General features: G+C 54.1%; 16 protein-coding genes and 1 tRNA gene. 10 read left to right on the top strand and 7 right to left on the bottom strand.

The genetic code is table 11. The annotated features are described in order from the left end of the window. Positions 1 to 230: 230 nt before the first annotated feature. Both RBB62_RS13480 and RBB62_RS13475 read right to left on the bottom strand, forming a co-directional pair. Positions 231 to 1,103 (bottom strand): IS110 family RNA-guided transposase, encoded by an 873-nt coding sequence (locus tag RBB62_RS13480; protein ID WP_309399453.1) that lies wholly within the window; start codon positions 1,101 to 1,103, stop codon positions 231 to 233. Positions 1,104 to 1,160: 57 nt separating this feature from the next. Beyond that, the gene (locus RBB62_RS13475; protein WP_309399452.1) at positions 1,161 to 2,033 is read right to left on the bottom strand and encodes a helix-turn-helix transcriptional regulator; all 873 of its coding nucleotides are present in this window, start codon (positions 2,031 to 2,033) and stop codon (positions 1,161 to 1,163) included. A gap of 25 nt (positions 2,034 to 2,058) precedes the next feature. Here RBB62_RS13475 and RBB62_RS13470 point away from each other — a divergent pair, with 25 nt between their 5' ends. The 4 genes from RBB62_RS13470 to RBB62_RS13455 are packed head-to-tail and all read left to right on the top strand — an operon-like array spanning position 2,059 to position 6,578. After that, positions 2,059 to 2,877: a phytanoyl-CoA dioxygenase family protein gene (locus RBB62_RS13470; RefSeq protein WP_309399451.1), complete on the top strand. Its 819-nt coding sequence runs from the start codon at positions 2,059 to 2,061 to the stop codon at positions 2,875 to 2,877. Next, complete coding sequence (locus RBB62_RS13465; RefSeq protein ID WP_309399450.1) at positions 2,877 to 3,716, top strand: sugar phosphate isomerase/epimerase family protein; 840 nt, start codon at positions 2,877 to 2,879, stop codon at positions 3,714 to 3,716. Before RBB62_RS13470 ends, RBB62_RS13465 begins: the two co-directional genes overlap by 1 nt. Next, positions 3,688 to 5,871, top strand: coding sequence for a pyruvate formate lyase family protein (locus RBB62_RS13460; protein ID WP_309399449.1), 2,184 nt, complete (start codon positions 3,688 to 3,690; stop codon positions 5,869 to 5,871). The genes RBB62_RS13465 and RBB62_RS13460 overlap by 29 nt, the downstream gene beginning before the upstream one ends. 2 nt (positions 5,872 to 5,873) lie before the next feature. Further along, on the top strand, positions 5,874 to 6,578 hold the full coding sequence (locus tag RBB62_RS13455) for a glycyl-radical enzyme activating protein (protein WP_309399448.1): 705 nt from the start codon (positions 5,874 to 5,876) through the stop codon (positions 6,576 to 6,578). Here RBB62_RS13455 and RBB62_RS13450 read toward each other — a convergent pair. Further along, positions 6,575 to 8,824 (bottom strand): glycoside hydrolase family 3 N-terminal domain-containing protein, encoded by a 2,250-nt coding sequence (locus tag RBB62_RS13450; RefSeq protein ID WP_309399447.1) that lies wholly within the window; start codon positions 8,822 to 8,824, stop codon positions 6,575 to 6,577. The genes RBB62_RS13455 and RBB62_RS13450 overlap by 4 nt on opposite strands. A gap of 354 nt (positions 8,825 to 9,178) precedes the next feature. On the opposite strand from RBB62_RS13450, the gene RBB62_RS13445 reads away from it, so the two are divergent. Further along, complete coding sequence (locus RBB62_RS13445) at positions 9,179 to 10,543, top strand: glycoside hydrolase family 2 protein (RefSeq protein WP_425499896.1); 1,365 nt, start codon at positions 9,179 to 9,181, stop codon at positions 10,541 to 10,543. Positions 10,544 to 10,713: 170 nt separating this feature from the next. Then, positions 10,714 to 11,568: a hypothetical protein gene (locus RBB62_RS13440; RefSeq protein ID WP_309399444.1), complete on the top strand. Its 855-nt coding sequence runs from the start codon at positions 10,714 to 10,716 to the stop codon at positions 11,566 to 11,568. Between the two features lie 6 nt (positions 11,569 to 11,574). On the opposite strand, the gene RBB62_RS13435 is transcribed toward RBB62_RS13440, so the two are convergent. The 3 genes from RBB62_RS13435 to RBB62_RS13425 form a co-directional block, all read right to left on the bottom strand. Continuing rightward, positions 11,575 to 12,081 (bottom strand): hypothetical protein, encoded by a 507-nt coding sequence (locus RBB62_RS13435; protein WP_309399443.1) that lies wholly within the window; start codon positions 12,079 to 12,081, stop codon positions 11,575 to 11,577. A gap of 89 nt (positions 12,082 to 12,170) precedes the next feature. Continuing rightward, on the bottom strand, positions 12,171 to 14,684 hold the full coding sequence (locus tag RBB62_RS13430; protein ID WP_309399442.1) for an InlB B-repeat-containing protein: 2,514 nt from the start codon (positions 14,682 to 14,684) through the stop codon (positions 12,171 to 12,173). Positions 14,685 to 14,766: 82 nt separating this feature from the next. Beyond that, complete coding sequence (locus tag RBB62_RS13425) at positions 14,767 to 15,309, bottom strand: thioredoxin-like domain-containing protein (protein ID WP_309399441.1); 543 nt, start codon at positions 15,307 to 15,309, stop codon at positions 14,767 to 14,769. A 118-nt stretch (positions 15,310 to 15,427) separates the two neighbouring features. On the opposite strand from RBB62_RS13425, the gene xerD reads away from it, so the two are divergent. Continuing rightward, positions 15,428 to 16,339, top strand: coding sequence for a site-specific tyrosine recombinase XerD (gene xerD, locus RBB62_RS13420; RefSeq protein ID WP_309399440.1), 912 nt, complete (start codon positions 15,428 to 15,430; stop codon positions 16,337 to 16,339). 6 nt (positions 16,340 to 16,345) lie between these two features. Here the strand turns inward: xerD and RBB62_RS13415 are convergent, their stop codons facing one another. Next, positions 16,346 to 16,798, bottom strand: coding sequence for a MarR family winged helix-turn-helix transcriptional regulator (locus tag RBB62_RS13415; protein ID WP_309399439.1), 453 nt, complete (start codon positions 16,796 to 16,798; stop codon positions 16,346 to 16,348). Positions 16,799 to 16,911: 113 nt separating this feature from the next. Between RBB62_RS13415 and RBB62_RS13410 the strand changes: the two genes are divergently transcribed. The 3 genes from RBB62_RS13410 to RBB62_RS13400 all read left to right on the top strand — a co-directional run bounded on the left by RBB62_RS13410 (position 16,912) and on the right by RBB62_RS13400 (position 20,598). Next, positions 16,912 to 16,985, top strand: a tRNA-Gln gene (locus tag RBB62_RS13410). A gap of 385 nt (positions 16,986 to 17,370) precedes the next feature. Further along, the gene (locus tag RBB62_RS13405) at positions 17,371 to 18,153 is read left to right on the top strand and encodes a spherulation-specific family 4 protein (protein WP_309399438.1); all 783 of its coding nucleotides are present in this window, start codon (positions 17,371 to 17,373) and stop codon (positions 18,151 to 18,153) included. 219 nt (positions 18,154 to 18,372) lie between these two features. Next, on the top strand, positions 18,373 to 20,598 hold the full coding sequence (locus RBB62_RS13400; RefSeq protein ID WP_309399437.1) for a fibronectin type III domain-containing protein: 2,226 nt from the start codon (positions 18,373 to 18,375) through the stop codon (positions 20,596 to 20,598). Positions 20,599 to 20,681: the final 83 nt, after the last annotated feature.

Here is a 20,681-nt window from a genome sequence, read left to right as displayed (position 1 = left end):
CTTTTCACTCACGCACTTCCAGTGCGCTACGCTCAAGCCGCCTTGCTGGACACGAAAAATCACTGCGGCCTGATCGGTCTAATTAAAGAAAAAATGCTGCTATGAAGTTTTTTGAGTCAAGCATGCTGTTTGTTATTTTTTCTGGTTGAAGTCCTCCCTCGGTTGCTCGCTTGTTTTCAAGCGGCTTATACTGCTATGCGCGCGCGACTTGTCGGCGCTTAATGACGTATTCAATGTCGTTTGAGGGTGGCAGGCGGTCTTATCTCTAGAACGGGCTTGCCGTGTTTGGTGATGTGGCCCTGCCGTCGCTTTTTGCCCGAGGAGTGTTCGCTGGGGCACAGCCCGGTGTAGCTGCTGACTTGGCGGCGGTTGTTGAAACGACTCCAGTCGCACATCTCCAGGCCCAGTTGACGATAAGTCAGCGCGCCGATGCCGCGTGGCAGCGCCTTGGGGGCGTCTTGCTCGAGCTCTTCGGTCAGCGCTTTTTCCTGCTGGCAAACTGCCTGCAGCAGCTCGCGCAGCACGCTCAGGTGTTGCAACACCCACTGCGGTGCGGAATCCTCCAGCTCACGCCAGCGGGCGCCTTGCCACCACTGGCCTTTCACGCGAATGTCCTGCGTCAGCAGCAGCGAGCGACCTTGCCCCTGCAAGCTTTTGCGGTGCTTCTGGATCTGCTCGCGCAGACGGCAGCGGGCGCGTTGCCGCTCCTGCTTGAGGCTCGGCACATGCACCAACGTGAAGGCTTTGCGGTTGCCCCCGACGTAGCGGTCCAGCCGCTGGCACAAAGCCAGCGCGTCCAGCGAATCGCTTTTGACTCCGCGCCCCTGCTCGTCCCAATCCTGCGGAGCCACCACATAGTTGGTCACGCCCATCGACAAGAGCTGACGGTGCAGCCCATAGCCAAACGGACCGGCCTCGTAACAGGCATACACCTGCTCGGCCTCAGCCTGCTGCTTGCTCACGAAGCGAAGAAAAGACTCACGAGTGCGAAACTTTTGCGAAGTCTGAGGCGTGCTGCCATCAACTTGACGAACCACCACGTAGCTGTCAGCGTGAACATCGATGCCGAGCTTAACGGCCAGGTATTGTTTTTGATCTATCATCAGTTGCCGGGTTGAGCAAGTGCTGGACCCGGTAACTTCATGTTATCTCTAGGGCGATTACTTTTGAATGCTCATCAAGTCCTTGCGGTATTGGCGTGGCGTTGTCTGCTTTAATTCGCGAAAACATTTATGGAAGTAACTGGTGCTTTCAAAGCCACAATCGAGCGCAATTTCGAGGACTGAAAGGCGAGTTGTCGCCAGCAACAGGCAGGCCCGCTGGATGCGCTCTTTATTGAGCCATTCGGTGGGGGTCATGCCTAAATTATTTTGAAAGCTGCGGGCGACGTGTTCGCGTGAGCGCCCCATTAATTGGTTGAGTAGTGGTAGGCCTTCAGTGATCACATCGCGATCGGCAACTTTGGAAAATCCATCGACCATCCAGTCGGGCATGCTGGGCAGTATTGGCGTGCTGGCTTGTTTTTGGCTTAGCACGCGGGAGATACTGAGCAGCAGCCAGGCTGCGTTTGATTGATCGCGTTGATTGGCGACGGTCGCGACTAAGTTGAGGAATTCTTTAACTTGATTTTCATCAAGTATTTCCGAGTGTATCGGTGCATGTGGTTGCCAGTTTTTAGGCGCAAACCCCGCTAATGCAAGAGCAGCTTCGAAAGTCAGTCGCTCGAAGGCTAGATTTAGAAAAACGAGATTTCTTTGGCCGTTGATGGCATGCTCATGCTCAGGGCGGACAAAGTAGAGCGAATGCCGTTGAAGATCGGTGTCGCCTGAGGGCGTGCTCTGCTTCCCATTTCCTTCCAGAATGAGGAAGCACTCGTAAAAATCATGACGATGCATGGCTGGCGTATGCATGCGCTTCAGCTCAATGGTTGCGACGTGAAGGTGTTCATCTTTATTGCAGATATGTCGCCACCAGATTGTTTTCATGATATCACAATAGAGCGTAAATTTGCTAATGGGAAGGACGATTTCCATTGGCAAAAATGTTATTCTATTCGGCATGATTACCACCTCGCAACCACGCCTTACACCCGAAGAAGTTGAACACTACAAGACTCAGGGATATGTTATCCCGAAGCTTAAAGTTTTCTCCGATGAAAAGTTTGCCGCACTCGCCGAATACTTTGATGAGAAGCTGGCGGCCTGGCCGAAAGATGAACGGCCGGAGCAAATGGATACGCCGCACTTTGGCGACCCTAAGCTCAATGAGTGGGCGTTGGCCCCTGAAGTCGTTGACTTGGTTGAGCCACTGCTCGGGCCAGACATCATCCTCTTTTCGACCCACTTTATCTGCAAGCCACAAGGGGATGGACGACGCGTTCCGTGGCACGAAGACAGCGCCTATTGGCGTCGCATGTTGAACCCGATGGAGGTCGCGACCGTGTGGTTGGCGATTGATCCTTCCACGACAAAGAACGGTTGTATGTATGTGATCCCACAGACGCACAACACCGGCCAAAAGGGATTTTCTGAATACGAGGGTGTGGACATCAATACGAGCGTCTTTGATTCCGAAATTATTAAACGTCACCGTAAGGATGAGCTCGCGGTCCCGTGTGAGCTGGAGCGCAACCAGTGCTCACTGCATGATGCTCGCACTCAGCATGGCAGCCCGCCCAACACTTCAGACATGCGTCGCTGTGGTTGGACGCTCCGATTCATCCCGGCAGCCACCAAGTTGAGTGAAGATTACCACGACCGGCATCTGATGTATTTGGCGCGTGGCAAGAATGTGCTCAACCAGCCTCTGGCTGACCCAACCAAGAGCTACGCCCACATCAATGATCTGCGCCGCAAGCTCGGAGTGAAGGCTCACTGATGGATTTGATTTTCACCAAGTCGAAATGGGAAATGTGGGACGACCCGTTGGAGGAGTTTCTCCAGCGGGCGGTAGCCGATGGCTTTGACGCGGTGGAAATCTTTTTGCCAGCCCAACCGGAATCAGCCTCCGAGATTGCTCAGCGAGTTGCAGATCACGGGCTGTTGCTTGTTGCGCAGATTATCACCGAAGGCGATACGCCAGCCGAGCATATCGCGGTGATGCGCGATCGGTTTGCTTTTGCGGTGGAGACGAAGCCGCTCTTGGTCAACAGCCACACGGGAAGCGACGTTTTTAGCTTTGAGGAGAATTGTGAAATCTTTCGAGTCGCGTGTGAATTAGCGGAAAGTGCTGGCATACTCTTCACACATGAAACGCATCGCGGACGCCTAACGAGTAGCGGGCCACAAACGAAGCGATTGCTCGAGGCAATTCCCGAGTTAAGGCTGAATGCGGATTTTTCGCATTGGTTTTGTGTCCACGAAAGCGATTTGAGCAATCAGGGTGAAAACGTTGAGCTCGCCATTCAGCGATCATCGCACATCCACGCGCGCGTGGGTTTTTCGGAGGGGCCGCAGGTTCCAGATCCGCTGGCCCCGGAATACTCCGAATGGACAGAGCTTCACCTTGCCTTGTGGAGGCGTATTATCAAAGCGCGACAAAGCGCTGGAGCGGAATTTTTAACGATTACACCCGAGTTTGGGCCGCCGCCCTACATGCCGGTTGAGCCGTTCTCGGGGCGGCCATTGGCTGATGCCTGGGAGGTCAACGTGCGCTTTAATGCCTACTTAAAATCAGCGCTTAAAACCAATGAAAACCTTGTCGGAACTTTCGCCTGAATATTGGCTTTCCTCGAACGATCTGTTTGCCCGGGCAATCAGTCACGCAGAGCGCGTCACGGAGGCGTATGAACGTCACGAGGCTTCGCCTGCCGCCGATCGCGAAGCGGCTGTGCTCTCTGTGCAATTTCCAGAGTTGTTTCAGCCGATGCAAGCTGGCGACGTTTTTGCCGGTCGGGTGTGTTATCCCTTGGTCGGGCTTAGTCCTGAGCCGATTAATTTAGGCTATTACTGCTCATATGCTGCGTTGCAAGAAGGCGCGCGGCACTATCCGCAGTATGCTGATCGCGTCGAGGCGCTGATAACTTTTTGGCGTGGGAAAACAACAGCTGAAAAGGTGCGTGGCGCCTATCCTGATTGGGTGGCTGAGCGCCTGCCTTCAGATGCGTGGCAGGAGGAGAGCGGGGCGGCGTTTCCACTCTATCGAATGGCGGGCTCTAGCTTGAATTTTCCCAAGCTGCTACAGCTTGGGTTAGACGGCTTGGAGCGTGAATTGCAGGCAACGCAGTTCACCTATGTTGTGCCGCTATTGCAGTCGACCATTGGCCGCTATTTGGAAGCGGACCCCTGTGCTGATGTTTCGCAATGCCTCAAGGCAATTCGCCATGATCGCCCGCAATGCTTCCGTGAAGCCATCCAGTTGTTTTGGCTGTTTGCATTGCATTCGGGGACTTGGAATTACGGTCGACTGGATGTTGCTTTAGGCTCTTTTCTTAAGGCTGATTTGGACAGCGGTCGAATCACTTGGGACGAGGCTTTGGAGATGACCTGCGCGCTTTGGCGACTCATGCACGACTACGACAATATGTATGACAACCGACTTATCATCGGTGGTCGGGGGCGTGACGATGCTGATGCGGCGGATCTCTTTGCGCTATTGGCGATCGAGGCAACGCGCAAAGTCAGGCTTAACCAACCGCAGCTGTCTTTTCGCTTTGACCAAACCCAAAATCCCGAGCTCTGGGCCCAGGCGATTGATGCGATTGGCGAAGGGTGCACTTTTCCGATGCTGTACAATGACGACGTCAACATCCCGGCTGTCATGCAGGCGTTTGGCGTGGATGAGCAAACGGCCGAGCAATACACACCCTATGGCTGCGGCGAATACGTGCTGAATCACTATAGCGAAGGTTCGCCGAATGGCGTCATTAATTTGCTCAAGGTTCTGGAGCTGTGCCTGCATCAGGGCGTGGACATTAATACCGACGAGCGGCTGATTCCTGATGTTTGTCCCGTGGAGCGCATTCAGTCTTTCGATGATCTTTGGAGTATCTATCAGCAGACAGTCGAATACTATGTGGAGGCCTTGGCTTTGCAGCAGAAAATCGAATACGATGTCATGGCGAAGGATGCGCCACTTGGGTTCATCAGCGCGTTGACCTCGGATTGTATTGAGCGCGATTGCTCGGCGTTCGGTGGTGGCGCCCGTTATCTCGGAGGCTGTTTGGAAACCTATGGCAACACGAATACGGCAGATAGCCTGCACGTGATTGATGAACTCGTATTTAAGCAAAAACGCTTCACGCTGAGACAAATCGTTACGGCGATGGACGCGAATTTCGAAGGCTACGAAGCGATTCGTGACGCCTGCAAGCAAGTCAGTAAATATGGCAACGACGAAGGGCTGGCGGATTCTATGGCCCGGCGTGTGCACGAACATATTTGTCAGGCTACGGCAGAGCAGGGGAAGGTGGTTGGCCTCGATAGTTACCTGGTCGTTGTGATTAATAATTGGGCGAATACGGTCTTAGGTTGGCGAACTTGTGCAAGTGCAGACGGCCGTCAGGCTGGTCAACCAATGGCCAATGCGAACAATCCATCGCCCGGGTCGGACATCAACGGTGTGACGGCTTTTCTCAACTCATTGGTTAAGCTCGATCCCTCTTTGCATGCTGGATCCGTCCAGAATATGAAGTTTTCCAAGGAGTGGTTCGGCGACATGCGACCAAAGTTTGAAGCCCTGCTCAAGGTATATTTTGCACGCGGCGGTTCGCAGGCAATGATCACCGTGGTGTCTCGGTCAGATATGGAGGCGGCTATGCGTGAACCGGAAAAATGGGGGCACTTAATGGTGCGCGTTGGCGGCTTCAGCATACGCTTTATCGACTTGGCGCGTCCCGGGCAGCTCGAGGTCCTCGCGCGCACTCTGAACTAGAGATGAATAATTCAAAAGCCAGTGAGCCACATGGCATTGTCTTTGATATCCAGCGGGCGTCCTTGCATGATGGTCCGGGATTACGGACGACGGTTTTCCTGAAAGGTTGCCCTTTGCGCTGCGCATGGTGCCACAATCCAGAGTCGCAGCGTCGTGCGCCGGAGGTTGGTTTATCGGGAAAAGTTTATGGCCGAAGCATGACAGTGGAAGAGGTCATGGAGACTGTGCGCTCAGATCGTTCGTTCTACGAAACTTCAGGCGGCGGGTTGACCATCTCTGGAGGCGAACCAACTGTCCAATATGCGTTCTGCCAAGCATTGTTGTTCGCTGCGAAGCTGGAGGGGATTCATACCTGCCTCGATACCTGTGGACAGGTTTCAACTGAACGCTTGCGGGAGCTGCTGCCGCTAGTCGACTTGTTCCACTTTGACTTGAAATACTGGGAGCCGGAAGGGCATCGTCGTTGGACGGGCGTTGATGGCGCGTTGATTCTGCGTAACTTGGAAATGCTCGTTGAGGCGGGCGCTCGTATCCATTTACGCTGCCCAATCGTGCCGGGCGTGAATGACTCCGAGGCGCATGCCGCGTTTTTGGCGGAATGGGAGCGGCGACCGGAAATTGAGCTCCTCGAACGTTTGCCTTATCACTCGATCGGCAACGCCAAGTATGAAGACTTGGCGATGCCGGTTCCAGCGTTTGAGATCTAGTCTTCGACGAAGAAGCTTGCTTTGAGCAAGTCGTTATCGCGGCTGCTGCTGCCCACTTGCAGTTCAAATTCACCTGCTTCAACAATACGTTCGCTCGCGGCGTTTACCATGGTGCACGCCGACACGGGTAGCTCGAATTGAACGGTCTTGGTCTCGCCGGGATCAAGGTCGATTTGGCGATAGGCCTTCAGCTCCTTGTTGACCCAAGTGGCCGAAGTCACCAGGTCCGCGACGTAGGCTTGGACGGTTTCACGACCCGCGCGCGAGCCAGTGTTCGAAACGGTGATTTCAAACTGAACTGTTTCGTCTGGTTTCAGCGTTTCGCTGCTCGTGATCTTCAGATCGCTGTAGCTAAATGACGTGTAGCTCAAGCCAAAGCCAAATGGGAAGTGCGGCTGCTGTGTCATGTCGGCGTAGGTATGGCCGTGCTGTCCGCGCACTTGGCTGTAATAAATCGGCTGTTGCCCTACGTGATACGGCACGGAAACCGTTAGTCTGCCAGATGGATTGAAGTGGCCGAAAATAGCTTCGGCAATGGCTGTGCCGCCCATCATGCCCGGGTTGAAACTTTCGATGACCGCAGCGGCGTTTTGTACCGATTTCGGCAGCACATGCGGCTTGCTGTGCATCAGCACGACGATCATTGGCTTGCCACATTGCGCAACGGCTTCCAGCAGGGCGAGCTGTCCACCCTGAAGTTCTAAAGTCGCGGTGGAACGGCATTCGCCGATGAGGTGCATGTTGTCGCCAACGACTACGACTGCGACGTCGGAAGCCTGGGCGTTCGCCACAGCTTCAGCGATCATCTGTTCATCCGGTTCTGCCATCACGGTGACTTTACGCTTGGCTTGACCGTCATCATAGGAGTCGTCGATCTCCTCCTTTGTCATGGTGATGTCGGCTCCACGTGTATACGTCACCGTGCTGCCAGCGGGAGCGACGGCTTTTAAGCCATCTAGCACGGTGCGGGTGCACTCGCGCGGATGCCCGTCCCACATCCATTGCACTTGACCGCTGGCGCCGGCCCAGTCGCCTTGGTTAGCTTGTTGGTCATCTGCATTGGGGCCGATTAGCGCAATGCGCATCGGTTGCTCGGCATTGAGCGGCAGCGTTCCATCGTTCTGCAAAAGGATCAGCGAGCGCCGCGCCATTTCCAGATTTACCTCCTGGTGTTCGGAGCAGCCAATGACAATGCTCTGCTTGTTGAGGTCGGGCTTGCCCGGGTTCTCGAATAGACCGAGCTTGAACTTCAGAGCGAGGATGCGTTCGACGATTGCGTCGATTTCAACTTCCGTTACCAAGCCATCTTGCACGGCTTCCATTGCGCCTTGGTTGAAGCCTGCCGTTTGCATGATCAGGTCGTTTCCACTTTTGATGGCCAGAGCGCAGGCTTCCTTCATGGAAGGCACGATTTTTTGCTCCCAGTACATGCGGCCACAGTTATCCCAGTCGGTGACGAGGATGCCGTTGAATCCCCATTGTTCTTTTAACACGTCGTTGAGCAGCCATCGGTTTGCGGTGGATGGGACGCCTTCGATCGATTGGTAGCCGGTCATGAAAGACATGCAGCCTTCCTTGGCGGCGCGCTCAAAAGGTGGCAGGAAATAGGAGATGAGCTTGCGCTTGCTGAGGTCCGCTTCGGACGAGTCGCGTCCGCCCTGAGTCTCGGAGTAGCCCGCATAGTGCTTGGCGCAGGCCAGAATCGCCTCCGGGTCATTCAGGCCTTTGCCTTGGTAGCCGCGGATCATGGCGCAGGCAAATTCGCCAATCAGGAATGGATCTTCGCCGAAGCTTTCGCCAACGCGGCCCCAGCGCAGATCACGAGTCAGGCAAAGCACGGGCGAGAAGGTCCACTTTAATCCAGTTAGGCTGACTTCGCGCGCGGTAACGCGGGCCACTTGTTCGATTAGGTCGGCATTCCAACTGGAGGCCATGCCTAGCTGGGTCGGGAAGATGGTGGCCCTGGGGTGGAATGAATGTCCGTGGATGCAGTCGTCCCCAAAAAGAATAGGGATGCCCAGGCGGGTTTGACTGGCTAGGTCTATAGCGAGGGCGACTCTTTCATTTTGAACGTGCAGCAATGAGCCGACCTTGCGATCGAAAATATGTTCACTTGGGTCGCCTTTCCCGCAGGCCATTTGAAGCATTTGGCCGATTTTTTCCTCGAGTGACATTCGGCTGATCAGGTCTGAGACTCGCGTGTCGATGGCGTTTGTTGGGTCTTGGTAGGGGAAGGGGTCTTTCATTTTCTTGATGCGAATATAACGATATATCTAAATGTGCTCAGGTTTGAATCCATTTTACCAGTTGTCCATGCTAAAATTCTCTTCATCTTAAGTGGAGTATGCCTCTATAATTGCTATAATTATGCTAAAAATTGACGATTTTGACGCTGCTTATCGCAGTTCATAAAATAGTCCTTTACAAAAAGGATAGAGAATATAACTATTTAGTAAAAGAAGCGTTTGTTTACTCCCTTCATCATTCTGCCCCTGTTGTCCCGCTCGCCTCAATGCTCCCCTTTGGCATTGGTAGGGCGAGAAACTGAGTTCTCTTGTTGGCGTCGTTGCGGATCCATCTGAGCTGCTTTACCTGTAATTATGTATTCAGTAGTGCGCTCCGTACTTTCATATTTTCCAATTTTATTCCTACAGGTTTGCCTAGCGGTTGGGGGATTGGCGACTGTGTGGGTGAATGGTCATGAAATCGCCCAAACGGACAACATGTACATTGCCTATCGCTGGGATATCAAAAAGCAGCTGAAGGAAGGCGTGAACACTGTCCGCATAGGCTTTGCCAGTGCGCTGGATTGCATACGCAACAATCGCACGAATTTCGTGCCGCCCGTTGATCACTTGGATCCGATTGGGAACTCGGTGCGGATTCGGAAGCAGCCGTGTCAGTTTGGTTGGGATTGGGGCCCGCGTTTGGTTACGGCGGGGATATGGCGAGACATTCGCCTAGAGGCCTGGAGTCGCGTTCGTCTGGAGGGATTCGAGGTCGACCAACAGCATGAAGATAGTGGCAGTGTCCGTGTCGCAGTTACGCCAAAATTCATTGGTCGCAAAGCCGGGCTTTGCTATCAAGTCGAGCTACGCCTTGAAGATGAAACCGTTGCTTCCGCTGAGGGTTCAGCCAAAGAGCCATTGGAATTGATGGTCAAGAATCCACAGCTTTGGTGGCCGGCAGGGCAGGGGGAGCAGCCACTGTATGCGGTTAAGCTCATTGCTTTGGATCGCGACGATCATGTGATCGGGCGAGCGCAGAAGCGAATCGGTTTGCGCACGTTGAAGCTTGACCGGTCCAAGGATGAGTGGGGCGAGTCGTTTCAGTTTGTGGTCAATGGCCGCCCCGTTTTTGCCAAGGGCGGGAATTGGATTCCTGCCGATTGCTTTGTGGCGCGCTTGACTCGTAGCGACTATGAGCGGGATCTGAACGCCGCTGTGCAGGCTAATATGAACTGCGTTCGCGTGTGGGGCGGCGGCATCTATGAGAGCGAAGACTTCTATGATCTCTTCGATGAGCTAGGGCTGATGGTTTGGCAGGATTTCATGTTTTCGTGCATCCTCGTGCCAGCGGACCGCAGCTTCCTAAAGAGCGTGAAGGTTGAGGCTATACAGCAGGTCGCCCGCCTGCGTGATCGCGCATGTCTGGCTTTGTGGTGTGGCAACAATGAGCTGCCGCAGCTCAATCAAAAATTCTTCGGCGACCGTCCCAAGCTGAAGCGGGATTACGAAAAGCTTTTCCACGAACTCTTGCCGCCGATCGTGGAGCAGGGGAGCGCGGGAACGGATTATTGGCCGAGCTCCGAATGGCGGGGCGTTTTTGAAAGCGGTCATGAGCTCGGTGAGGTTTCCGGGGACCGCTTCAGGCGCATCGGTAAACAACGATGTCGATTTGATACCGCGCTCACCAACCTCACCTACAACTTTGACCGCTTCGCGATGTTTCATCGCCCAGCATGAGCCTGCCTCAATTCATCAAATCAACCACTAAATGACTCAAAAATATCATCGCGAAGGTTTGGTAGAATTCTCCCCTTGCTAAGGGGAGGTGTTTCCGCATGCGGAAACGGAGGGGGCTCCCACGTAAAATGATTTGCCAAGCACGGCCTGTCCGCCGTTTGCTAGGAAAAGTGATTAAGACCATCCAGCCCCGCATACTCTCTTTTGACATCGAATGGACGCCTGATCCGATGGCGGCCGAGGCGCTTTATGGCGTGCCGCATAACCCGCCGATCAGCCTGCCCGACGCCTATCGCCGCATGTGGAAAGAAGCCGGCGCCACCGAGGACAAGCCGCGCCCGTGGGTGAAGACTATGCTGTGCCGCATTGTGACCATTGCCGGCATTTTCCGTGAAGTGGACAAGGATGGCTTGCCGACGCTCAAGCTCGTCTCGCTGCCCAGTGATCCCTTTGACCCCGAGAAGTGCGAAGAGCGCGTGTTGCTGGAAGCGTTCATTAAAGGCATTGGCCGCAGCAAGCCGCAGCTGGTGGGCTTTAATTCGCAGAACGCCGACGTGCCGATCCTGGCGCAGCGAGCGGTGGTCAACGGGCTGCCGGGCTTTGGCTTTGGTGACCGTCCCGATAAGCCCTGGGAGGGCGCGGATTATTTTTCGACGTCGAGCGACTACCATGTCGACCTACAATACCTGCTCGCGCGCGGGCAGAATACGCCGCGCCTCCACGAGGCGGCGACGATCTGCGGCATCCCCGGCAAGGTGGATGTGTCCGGCGACAACGTCTGGGCGCTGATCGAGCTGGGCAAGGTCAAGCAGGTGCTCGATTACAACGAGTTCGACGCCTTCACGACGCATTTGCTCTGGGCGCGCATGGCGCATTTCTCCGGCCTCCTGGACACCAAGGAATACGAGTGCGAGCAACAACTGGTCCGCGAGCTCCTCGAGAAGGAAATCGAAGGCGGCCGCGAACACCTGAAGCGCTACATCGAAGAGTGGGACCGCCTCAAAGCGATTACCGAGAAGTATTAGTGGTGTCTATAGTTGCGTGGACCGCTGTTGGTCGAGTTTGGTTTGCAGGTAATCTATCTTGGCTTGGTGACTGAGCAACGCCGGATGCTGGTCGCGGTAGCGGACTTCGAGCGCTGCTTTTTTCGCCTGTAGCTCAAGTAGTTTGGATTGCATGGCCTGCGGGTCCAAGTGGGTGCCGGGAATGCTCTCCAAAAAGCGAATCTGACGCTGGGTGAGTTGCAGATCCGGGTGGCTGACGCGGTATTTCTGTAGCTGATCGACTTCGCTCAAGCGCAGCTCCAACAGGCGTTCCGACGCGTGTTCGGCGTAGGCTTGAAAGTCGGGTTTGTCCAGTTGCTGATGAACTGCGGCCAGCTCAAGGCGACAGGCTTGCATCTTCTCATGCTGCTCGCGGTATTGGGTTTCCAACGCCATTTGTTCGAGCTGGAGATCGAGCCAATGGCCTTCAGGCGTGGCGAACGCGGTTGTGCCGATGAGGGCCAGTGAAGCGCAGAGCGTGGTGAGAGAGTTCATGGCAAATCTGATTGGAATTGGTTTGCTTTATTATGACTCTCTCGCGGCTGCTTGGTTCCATCGCGGCGGCGATCACGGTGAAGCGTTGGTTATTCTGGGTGGGCGTCGCCATGCAGGCGCACAAATTGTTGGCCCAAGTCGCTGTCCAGGTAGATGATGAGCGTGCCGTCGGACTTTAGCTGGTAGGTCAGTCGTTCGAGTGGCGCCTGGGTCCACGTCTTTAAATCGGTTGATTCGCTGAGCCAGAATTCGAGGCCAAAGGAGTCGGCAAATTGATCCTGGTAGGGCTGGAGATTGCCGCGGACTTCAATCAGATTTTCTTTTGGGATGAGGTTCAGCGCGGGGGCAAAATCTTTGATAAACTGGAGGAGCGCGGTGTCTTGACGGTTGGGGTCCAGGTAGTCTGAGAGCGCGACTTCGTAGTCGTCGCGAATGGTGTCATTGTCGCTGTCGATGTTATCGGGCAGGGTGCCGTAGAGGATGATTTCCTCGTAGTTGGTTAAGGTGTCGCCGTCGGGGTCGCGGGTGTCCTGAGCAAAGGTTGCGGCAATTTCGACCAAGCCGCTGGGTTCAAAGGTGAAGGGGTTGGGCTGGCCAGCAAAATCACCCTGCCAATCCACAAAGACATAGCCAGGAATGGGCGTGGCCTGAATGGTGGCCAGCTGCTCCTCTTCGTAGTCGCCGGCACCGCTGATCGAGCCATAGGGGGACTCTGCGACTTCGACGGTGCTGAGGACCTCCGGCAGTTGGATGAACACCGCGCGGTAGCTCTCGCCAGTGGAGTTGATGACCATTGAGATCGTGGGGGATGCGCTGTAGGCAGAGCTGTTTTTATCCCAGCGAATGAAGCGGTAGCCGTAGTCTGGAATCGCGGTGAGGGTTAAGGTAGAATTGTATTCTACGGGATTTTCCTGCGAGCGGGTAACGCTGCCGCCGGGCAGGATGGTTACGCCGACATCGGCGCCGTAAACCGGATTTGCGTAGATATTTTCAGTCACGCTTAACTCTGCGGTTTGTGGGTAGCCAGCCAGGGAGCCAGTCCACCTCAGAAAGCTCCATCCCGTTGGAGGGTTGGCGGTGATGCTGACTACGTCGCCATAGAGATACTGACTTTGCTGCGGTGAGACGCTCATTGAGCCGCCGGCGTAGCCGTTATATCGAATGGTGTGAACGGATACGATATCGACTTCAAAGGGCTCGCTTTCGAGGTAGGTGGAGAAGTCGGCTGTGTAGACACGTGCGCGGATGAGTGCATCGGACGTCACTTCAAACGGGGTGGCGTAGTAGTTCTTGGCCGGGTTGGGGGCAGTGCCGTCAGTGGTGTAAAACATCAGGCCATCGGCGATGGTGGTCGACAGCGAGATCGTGCCTGGTGAAGCGGATTTGTGGCTGACGTCTTGCCCGTTGAGCAAGATCTTGGGCGCGTCTGCTCCCCTGACTTGAAATTCTTGGCTCACGGTGTATTCGCCCAAAGTGATGACTATTTTATAGACTCCGCTATCGTTGCCTTCGAAGGCTGAGTCGGTGTATTCCAAGCTTGTTTCGCCCACGAGTAACTCGTCGTTTTTATACCAAGCAACGCTGTCGTAGCGCTCGGCGTTGACATATAAAGTGAACGGTTTTCCCAATTTGGGGCTGAGGCTGTCGAAAGGCGTTGTGATGACCAGTGGCCCAGTGTGCTCGATGGCGCAGATAACGTTGGAGCCCAGCGAAAAATCGATGATTTCCTCCGTGAAGGTTGGCATGTCCGCGATGTAATCCGTCGGCCAGCTGATGATTTCATTGGTGGCATTCAATGCGGCGGAGAGGTTGAGCTTGGCGTCGACCTGGAGCACCTTGCCTAAGGATGGAGCGTCTAATTGATTGGCTGAGTTGCTGCCCCAGGTCGTGATCGAGCCATCGGCATGCCGAGCGATGATGTGGGAAAACCCGGCGCTGATTTCGACCAGTGCGGGCAAGTCGTCGGGGGGCGTCAAATCGCCACCGCTTCTGAGGCCCCAAACTTTGACTTCGCCTTCGGTGGTGAGGCCAGCCACGAAGTAAAAGCCCGCGGAAATGGCTTTGAAGGTGACGCCCTCAAGCTCTGCGGGCAGTGCTTGGGCGGCTGCGCCCCATGAGACAACGGAGCCATCTTCGTGCAGCGCCACAGCGCAACTAGTATTGGTGGAAAGCTCGGTGTAGCCTGTGCCCGTAGGCGTTGCATTGATGAGCGAAGTTTGGCTGCCCCAGGCGTGGATTCCGCCCGCCGCGTCCAAGCCCACGGCAAAGTCGTTGCCGAGTTCGATTTCCACCAACTCGGGGAGGCCGGAGGTGTCGACGAACTGACCATTGGCGTCAAGTTGGATGACTTCGCCGTTGATACCGAGGCCGGCGATTTGCCCAGTATCTGCGTCGACGCTGATCAGTGCTACGTCGATTTGCGGTAGTGTGACGTTGGGCCAGGCATGAAGCTGACCAGATTTTGGATAGCTCTGCGGATCGTATGGGTCGGCGTTGTGGCGCAGCTCGATGCCGTCGGTGAAGCCATCATTGTCCGAGTCAGCTGCGTGCAGATGAGTCTGCGCGGCGAGGCTGCCCAAGGCGACGATTGTAACTAATATCAAATAGTTTCTCACCAAACCAGCGTAAGCTGGGGGTATGTTTCGTAAAGTTATTTATTGTTACAAAGAGTGTTACGCCAGCGTGTCAGCTGTCCTGCTCGTCAAGGATTTGCTGGAAGTTGGCCATGACCTTGGACGGGTGAATGTATTCGCCGTCGACGATGCTCGTAGCCAGGACGTTGCCTTCGCGGTCGACGATGACCAGGCTGGGGATCCACTTGATGCCGTGTTTGGTGTAGCCTTTGAATTCCTTTTTCTTGCCGTATTCGAGGGCGGGCCAAGGCATGTGCGCTTCATCGATGTAGGCCTGCATCTTCTGCGCGGACTTATCACTGCTGACGAAGATGACTTCGAAATTGTCATGCTTGGGAGTGTTTTCGTTGTAAAAATCAACGAGCTGAGGCGTAAATTTACGGCAGGGGCCGCACCAGTGAGCCGAGTAATAAATCGCGTAGTAATCCTTGGGCGTGACGTCGGTTTTGGCGAGCTTGTCGCCTTCGGGCTTCACCAAGTCTTTGAGGATGTTTTGCTCGAACGTCGTTTTCTCGACGGGGACTTCGTCGGCAAATACCGAAGTTAAGGGTGTGGAGGCCAGGAGAACAGCGAGGAGGGCGTAGGTATGTTTCATCGTATTTGATTATGACTACGATTTTGGGGATTTGTTTCATGGCGAAAGCGCGTCCTGTTTTTTTAGCCAAGGTCGGGAACGTAATTGTCAACCGGCAGTGAGCTGACATGTTGGGCCTATGTCGAACACCCAAGTCTTTGAAGAGCAGCTCCAGAGTTTTTTGGCGACGCAGCAATTGGAGAAGGGCTTGGCGGATTACACGCTCGAAGGCTACGAGGGCGATTTGCGGCAGTTTATTGCGTTTTTGACCGCCAGAAAAGTGCCTGACTGGTGCGCGGTGCAGGGGGATCATTTGGCCGAGTGGATTGGCTCGCTGAGCGACGAGGATTATGCGGTATCCAGCCTCTCGCGGAAGCTTACGGCGGTGCGCGGGTTGGCCAAACATTTGGTCGCCGAGCGCTGGCGCGAAGATGTTTTTTCTGAGCTCGTGCGCGGGCCGCGGATTTCGCGTAAACTGCCCGGCGCGTTGTCGCCAGAGGAGGTGGATAAGCTCCTCACGGCGCCCGACGAAACGACGCCGCAAGGCCTGCGTGATCGCGCGATGCTCGAGATGATGTATTCCAGCGGCTTGCGCGTGAGTGAGCTGTGTGGGCTGACGCTGCAAGCCGTGGATCTGGAGTCGGGCCTGCTGCGCGTCTATGGCAAGGGATCGAAGGAGCGCGTGGTGCCGCTGGGGTCGCAGGCCGTTGCGGCGCTGGAGCGTTATTTGGATGTCGGGCGCCCGAAGCTGGTCAAGCCGCGCACCGGCAGCGAGCTTTTCTTGAGCCAGTGGGGGCGGGCGCTTTCGCGCAAAACCTTTTGGGTGATGATTAAGAAAACGGCCAAGCTGGCGGGCATTGACGCCCCGGTGAAGCCTCACTTGCTGCGGCATTCCTTTGCGACGCACCTGCTGGAGGGCGGGGCGGATTTGCGTGCGATTCAGGAAATGCTTGGCCACTCGGATATTGCCACGACGCAGATCTATACTTTCGTGAAAGGTTCCTCTTTGGCGGCGGCTCACGACAAGCACCATCCTCGCAATCAGCTGTAGACTGGCTTAATCTCCGGCCAGCTCGGCGGCGCGTTTGCCGACTTTTTTGATCAGGTGGTAAAACTGCGTGCGTTCATCTTCGTTGAGCCCGCTGAAGATGCCTTCCAGAGCGGCGGCGTGCTTTTCGTAGGCGCTGGTGATGTGCTCTTTGCCGCTCGGCGTTAAGTGTACTTCGACGACGCGGCGGTCGGTTGGGGAGGGGTGGCGCTCGACGTAGCCTTTTTTCTCGGCGCGGTCCACGGCGGCGGTGATGGAGCCGCTGGTCAGCATCACGCGGCGGCCTATGGTGTTGACCGGCTGGGGGCCTTTGTGGAGCAGCACTTCGAGTACGGCAAAGTCACTGAACACATCAAACCCCTGGTCCTTGATGCTTTGGCGGTCGACTTTCTCGATGGCCCGGTAGGCCTTCCTGTTGATCAGCCACAAATGTGGCGCCGATGTGTCGAGTGGCTTAGGCATGGTTTTTAGTAAACGCCAAAAATCTGTTACTATCAAGAGGAATGGGTGGCGATTTGGTTACAGAAATTCGCTTGACGCGTGGTTGAGAAGTCGTGATCTTCTCACGCTTTGCTAGGCCCGTGGTGTAATGGTAGCACTAAGGATTCTGGTTCCTTCTGTCGGGGTTCGAGTCCCTGCGGGCCTGCCACCAAAGCAAAGCTTTGGAAACGAGATACTGCGTATCTCACGACGCATCGCGTCGGCCATTGGGCTATATTGTATTCCTTGTCCCCAATCTATGAAGAGGAGCCAAGAGCCCACTGCACGCTCCTGCTTGCTTTATATCTGGATGAATGGCGAGGGTGAACTCTCTAAACGTAGAGTGATGGAATAGCGCAGAAAACTATTGTAAACGGTTACGCATTTTGTTTAGCTCACGGCGCACGGTTTGGGTAACACGTTCGTTTTTGTAATTACCGAAGCACGTGCATTGCAGTGGTTGGGTTCTCCTTGACTACTTTTGGTAACCCCATCTTGAACCGCCGAGAGTTACCTGATTCGCGGCGCTTACGAACTAATAACTAATATCTATCATGATTTATAATCTCAAAATGTCACTTGTCTTTCTAGGGATAGTCGCAGCTAATTTCCTTCAGGCAGGACCGTTGTCAGTTGTTGTACCGGCGTATTTTTATCCTACCCCTTCGGGGAGTGATTGGGATATGATTGGCGTTGGTTTAGATGCTGGGGCTGATATTATCACCGTGATGAACCCGGCGAGCGGGCCTGGGCTTTCCTACGATGTTAACTATGAGAATGCAGTTGATAATCTAAGGTTAAAGGGTGGTTTGGTGATCGGCTATGTCCCTACAACTTACGGCGCTAGAGCAATCGCCCAAGTGAAAGCTGACATTGATCAATATGTTGCTTGGTATGATATTGACGGCATTTTCCTTGATGAAACCTTGGGTGACGGCGCTTTGTCGACTCTTCAATACTATAGTGAGATCTATCACTACATTAAAAACAACTATCCGGGGTTCCTGGTGATGGGCAATGCTGGTAACGACGCCACCGATCTCTACCTTTGGTGGTCGGTAGTCGATGTGCTGGTGACTTACGAAGGTTATTCGTGGGATTACTACTCGGACTCCGTGCCAAGTTGGCGTTGGGTATTTTCTGAGGATTGCTTTGCTATGATTGTACATTCAATGGTCGCAACGCCGTCAGAGTATTACGTCAATGAGATTTCCGATATCGCACGTAGTCGCAATACTCGATACGTCTATATAACGGATGAAACCTTTGCGGGGAATCCTTTCGACCAACTCCCAAGCTTTTGGTGGGAGCTTATGTATGATGTGATCTATCGCTAACTGTAATAGCCACAATTTTTGTGTTTCTGGGGATGGAGCAATGTGCTTCATCCCCTTTATATCTATTTGTCCTGCAACTCTCTGTAGCGACTAAAGAATATTTTTCTTGCGGTTGTGGGCGTAACCGTTTACGCAAATATTTGTTTTCTTCTAAATACTACTAGAGGGAAGTGTCCGTTGAGCGGCTTATCGTATATCCAATTCAACACCAATAGCACTATGAATAAAGTATCTGTAGGCATGATCGCACTTTTTACTGCCGCGATTACCCTATCTTCGCCCGCCGAAGCCCGTGGCCCGATGACGGGTGTCACGTCCGACTCAAAGTTTATCATCTATTACGGTGATGACTACTACTCATCCAATACTGGCGATCCCAGCACATGGGTGCTGGATAGCACGATTATGAGCAGCCTTGCGTCGTTTGATGTTGTTGTTATTAACCCAGGTCAACCGCACTGCACGCCGGAAGTCGTTAAGTATCTGAAAGACAACGGCGTAGATTATGTTATCGGCTACATCAGTATCGGCGAGGACTTTATCAATGATGCAATTGAGGATCCACTGGGGGGTGGCACTGGCATGGTCAAGTACGACTCGGCCACTGGGGACCTGATTCCAACTCCCGGTAATACCCTACAAAGCTTTTACGTTGATGTGGACTCCCAGACGGTTACCTACGATTCCACGGGGCGTGCAATATCCGTTACGACGACTGCCCGTCTCACGCCTGACGGCAATCCGGATTATAACCCAATCTTCCTGGGTTACATGGTGAATCCGGATACTAACTGGCGATGGGTGCTCGATAATATGCGCATCGGAGGTACAGGGGTGACTGGTCGCTCGTTAACAGCAGGTCTTGCTCAGATTGCTGGTGCATGGGATACGGCGAACTTGCGTGATCGCACGACTAACTTCGGTTGTGATGGTTTTTTTCTCGATACTCTGGATACTGCCGGACCTTATGACGCGCCTGGGTGGTACCCCTGGACTGTGGATGAAATGAGGGATACGGTGAAATACATTAGCGATAACTATACCAGCAAAGTTGTATTCGCTAATCGTGGCGCATTCTACTTCACTGCCGGCTTGCAGAGCCCTCTCACGAGTCAGTATCCGATTGACTACTCGATCCGTCCATACATCAATGCTTTTCTTTTTGAGAGCTTCCGCTACGACAGTGATCCAGTTACAGATGGCCCTGGTGGGATTTCTGAATACTACAATGAGAATCGCTACAATGTGGCGCCCAAGGTATTTGCCGAAGCAAACCGTGACGACGGCTTCACCATGTTTAGTTTGGAGTACGAATCCGGTCGTACTGGAATTGTAACCGATGCATTCAACACGGACATCCGGGAGTTTGGCTACATTGGTTACCTTTGCGAGGATGGCCTCCTGATCACAGTTGACACTGACTTTGCCAACTTGCTGCCGGACTCGTCGAATGACAACAATGCACCGACTTGGGACACCACGGGTAACGTGCTCTACAACACTGCTTCAACATCGTTTCGCGTTGGTGTGCAGGAAGTGGGAGAGGGCAGCTCGGTGTCTGAAGCAATCGTTCGTTGGGATGTCGCTATCGATCAGTCCTATCCGATTACGTACGATATCATTGTGACCGATATCGACGCCGGCACTTCGACTACTTATTCGGATGTCGCGTTCGACACAAATCCGGCTTGGGGGCATGATCCGGCAAACAGCTCTGCAAATGAATACACCATCACGGGGCTGACCGCTAATAAGAACTACAACTTTAAGGTCGTGGCCAAGGATGCTTTCGGAAATCAGAATACCGAAGATACGGGGTTGAACTATTACGCTTCTGCCGCACTTAGTAATCCGATCTTGAGTAGCGCTATCACGCTCGATGGCTTACTCACGGAATGGGGGTCGCTAAGCAGCTACCTTGGTGACCCTGATGACGTTGTTGGCGTTAGTGATTCGAGTCATATTTCCGGTGCGGGTAATCAAGCGAACTGGCGTCAAATTCAGGTGGCGCACGCCACGGATACGGGCACACTTTACTTCGCCTACACGAATGATACCAATATCTACGTGAGCTGGGGTTTCCAGATCTTTATTGATACTGATGACAACCCTGCGACAGGTTTCCAAGGCTCATTCGCTGGTATCACGAACTTCCCGATTGGAGCAGATTACTTGATCGAAGGCGTAAACGTCTACCAATACAATGGCACTGGCCTTGACTGGAGTTGGGTCTCGGCTCCTGCTGCCGGTGGTTTTCAGGTAGGCCGAATCTGGAGCGGAACTACGGGCGAGGTTTATCTACCGTTGAGCTGGATTGGTAGCCCAACCGGCACCATCAGTTTCGTCTGCTTCGGTAACAACGAATTCTATACCGGGGTCTCGGGCGAATACGATTGGTATCCCGATGGCGCGAGCAGTGGGGCGTCCTTCCGGTACTCGTTCTAATGTTATCATGGGTAATTTATCCATTATTACGATCCATTAGTTGGGCGGCGCGGGGCATCTCGCGCCGCCTTTTTATTGAAGCT

The sequence above is a fragment of the Cerasicoccus maritimus genome, assembly GCA_031296935.1.
GTDB classification, from domain to species: Bacteria; Verrucomicrobiota; Verrucomicrobiia; order Opitutales; family Cerasicoccaceae; genus Cerasicoccus; species Cerasicoccus maritimus.
This window is presented reverse-complemented; position numbering and strand designations above follow the sequence as displayed.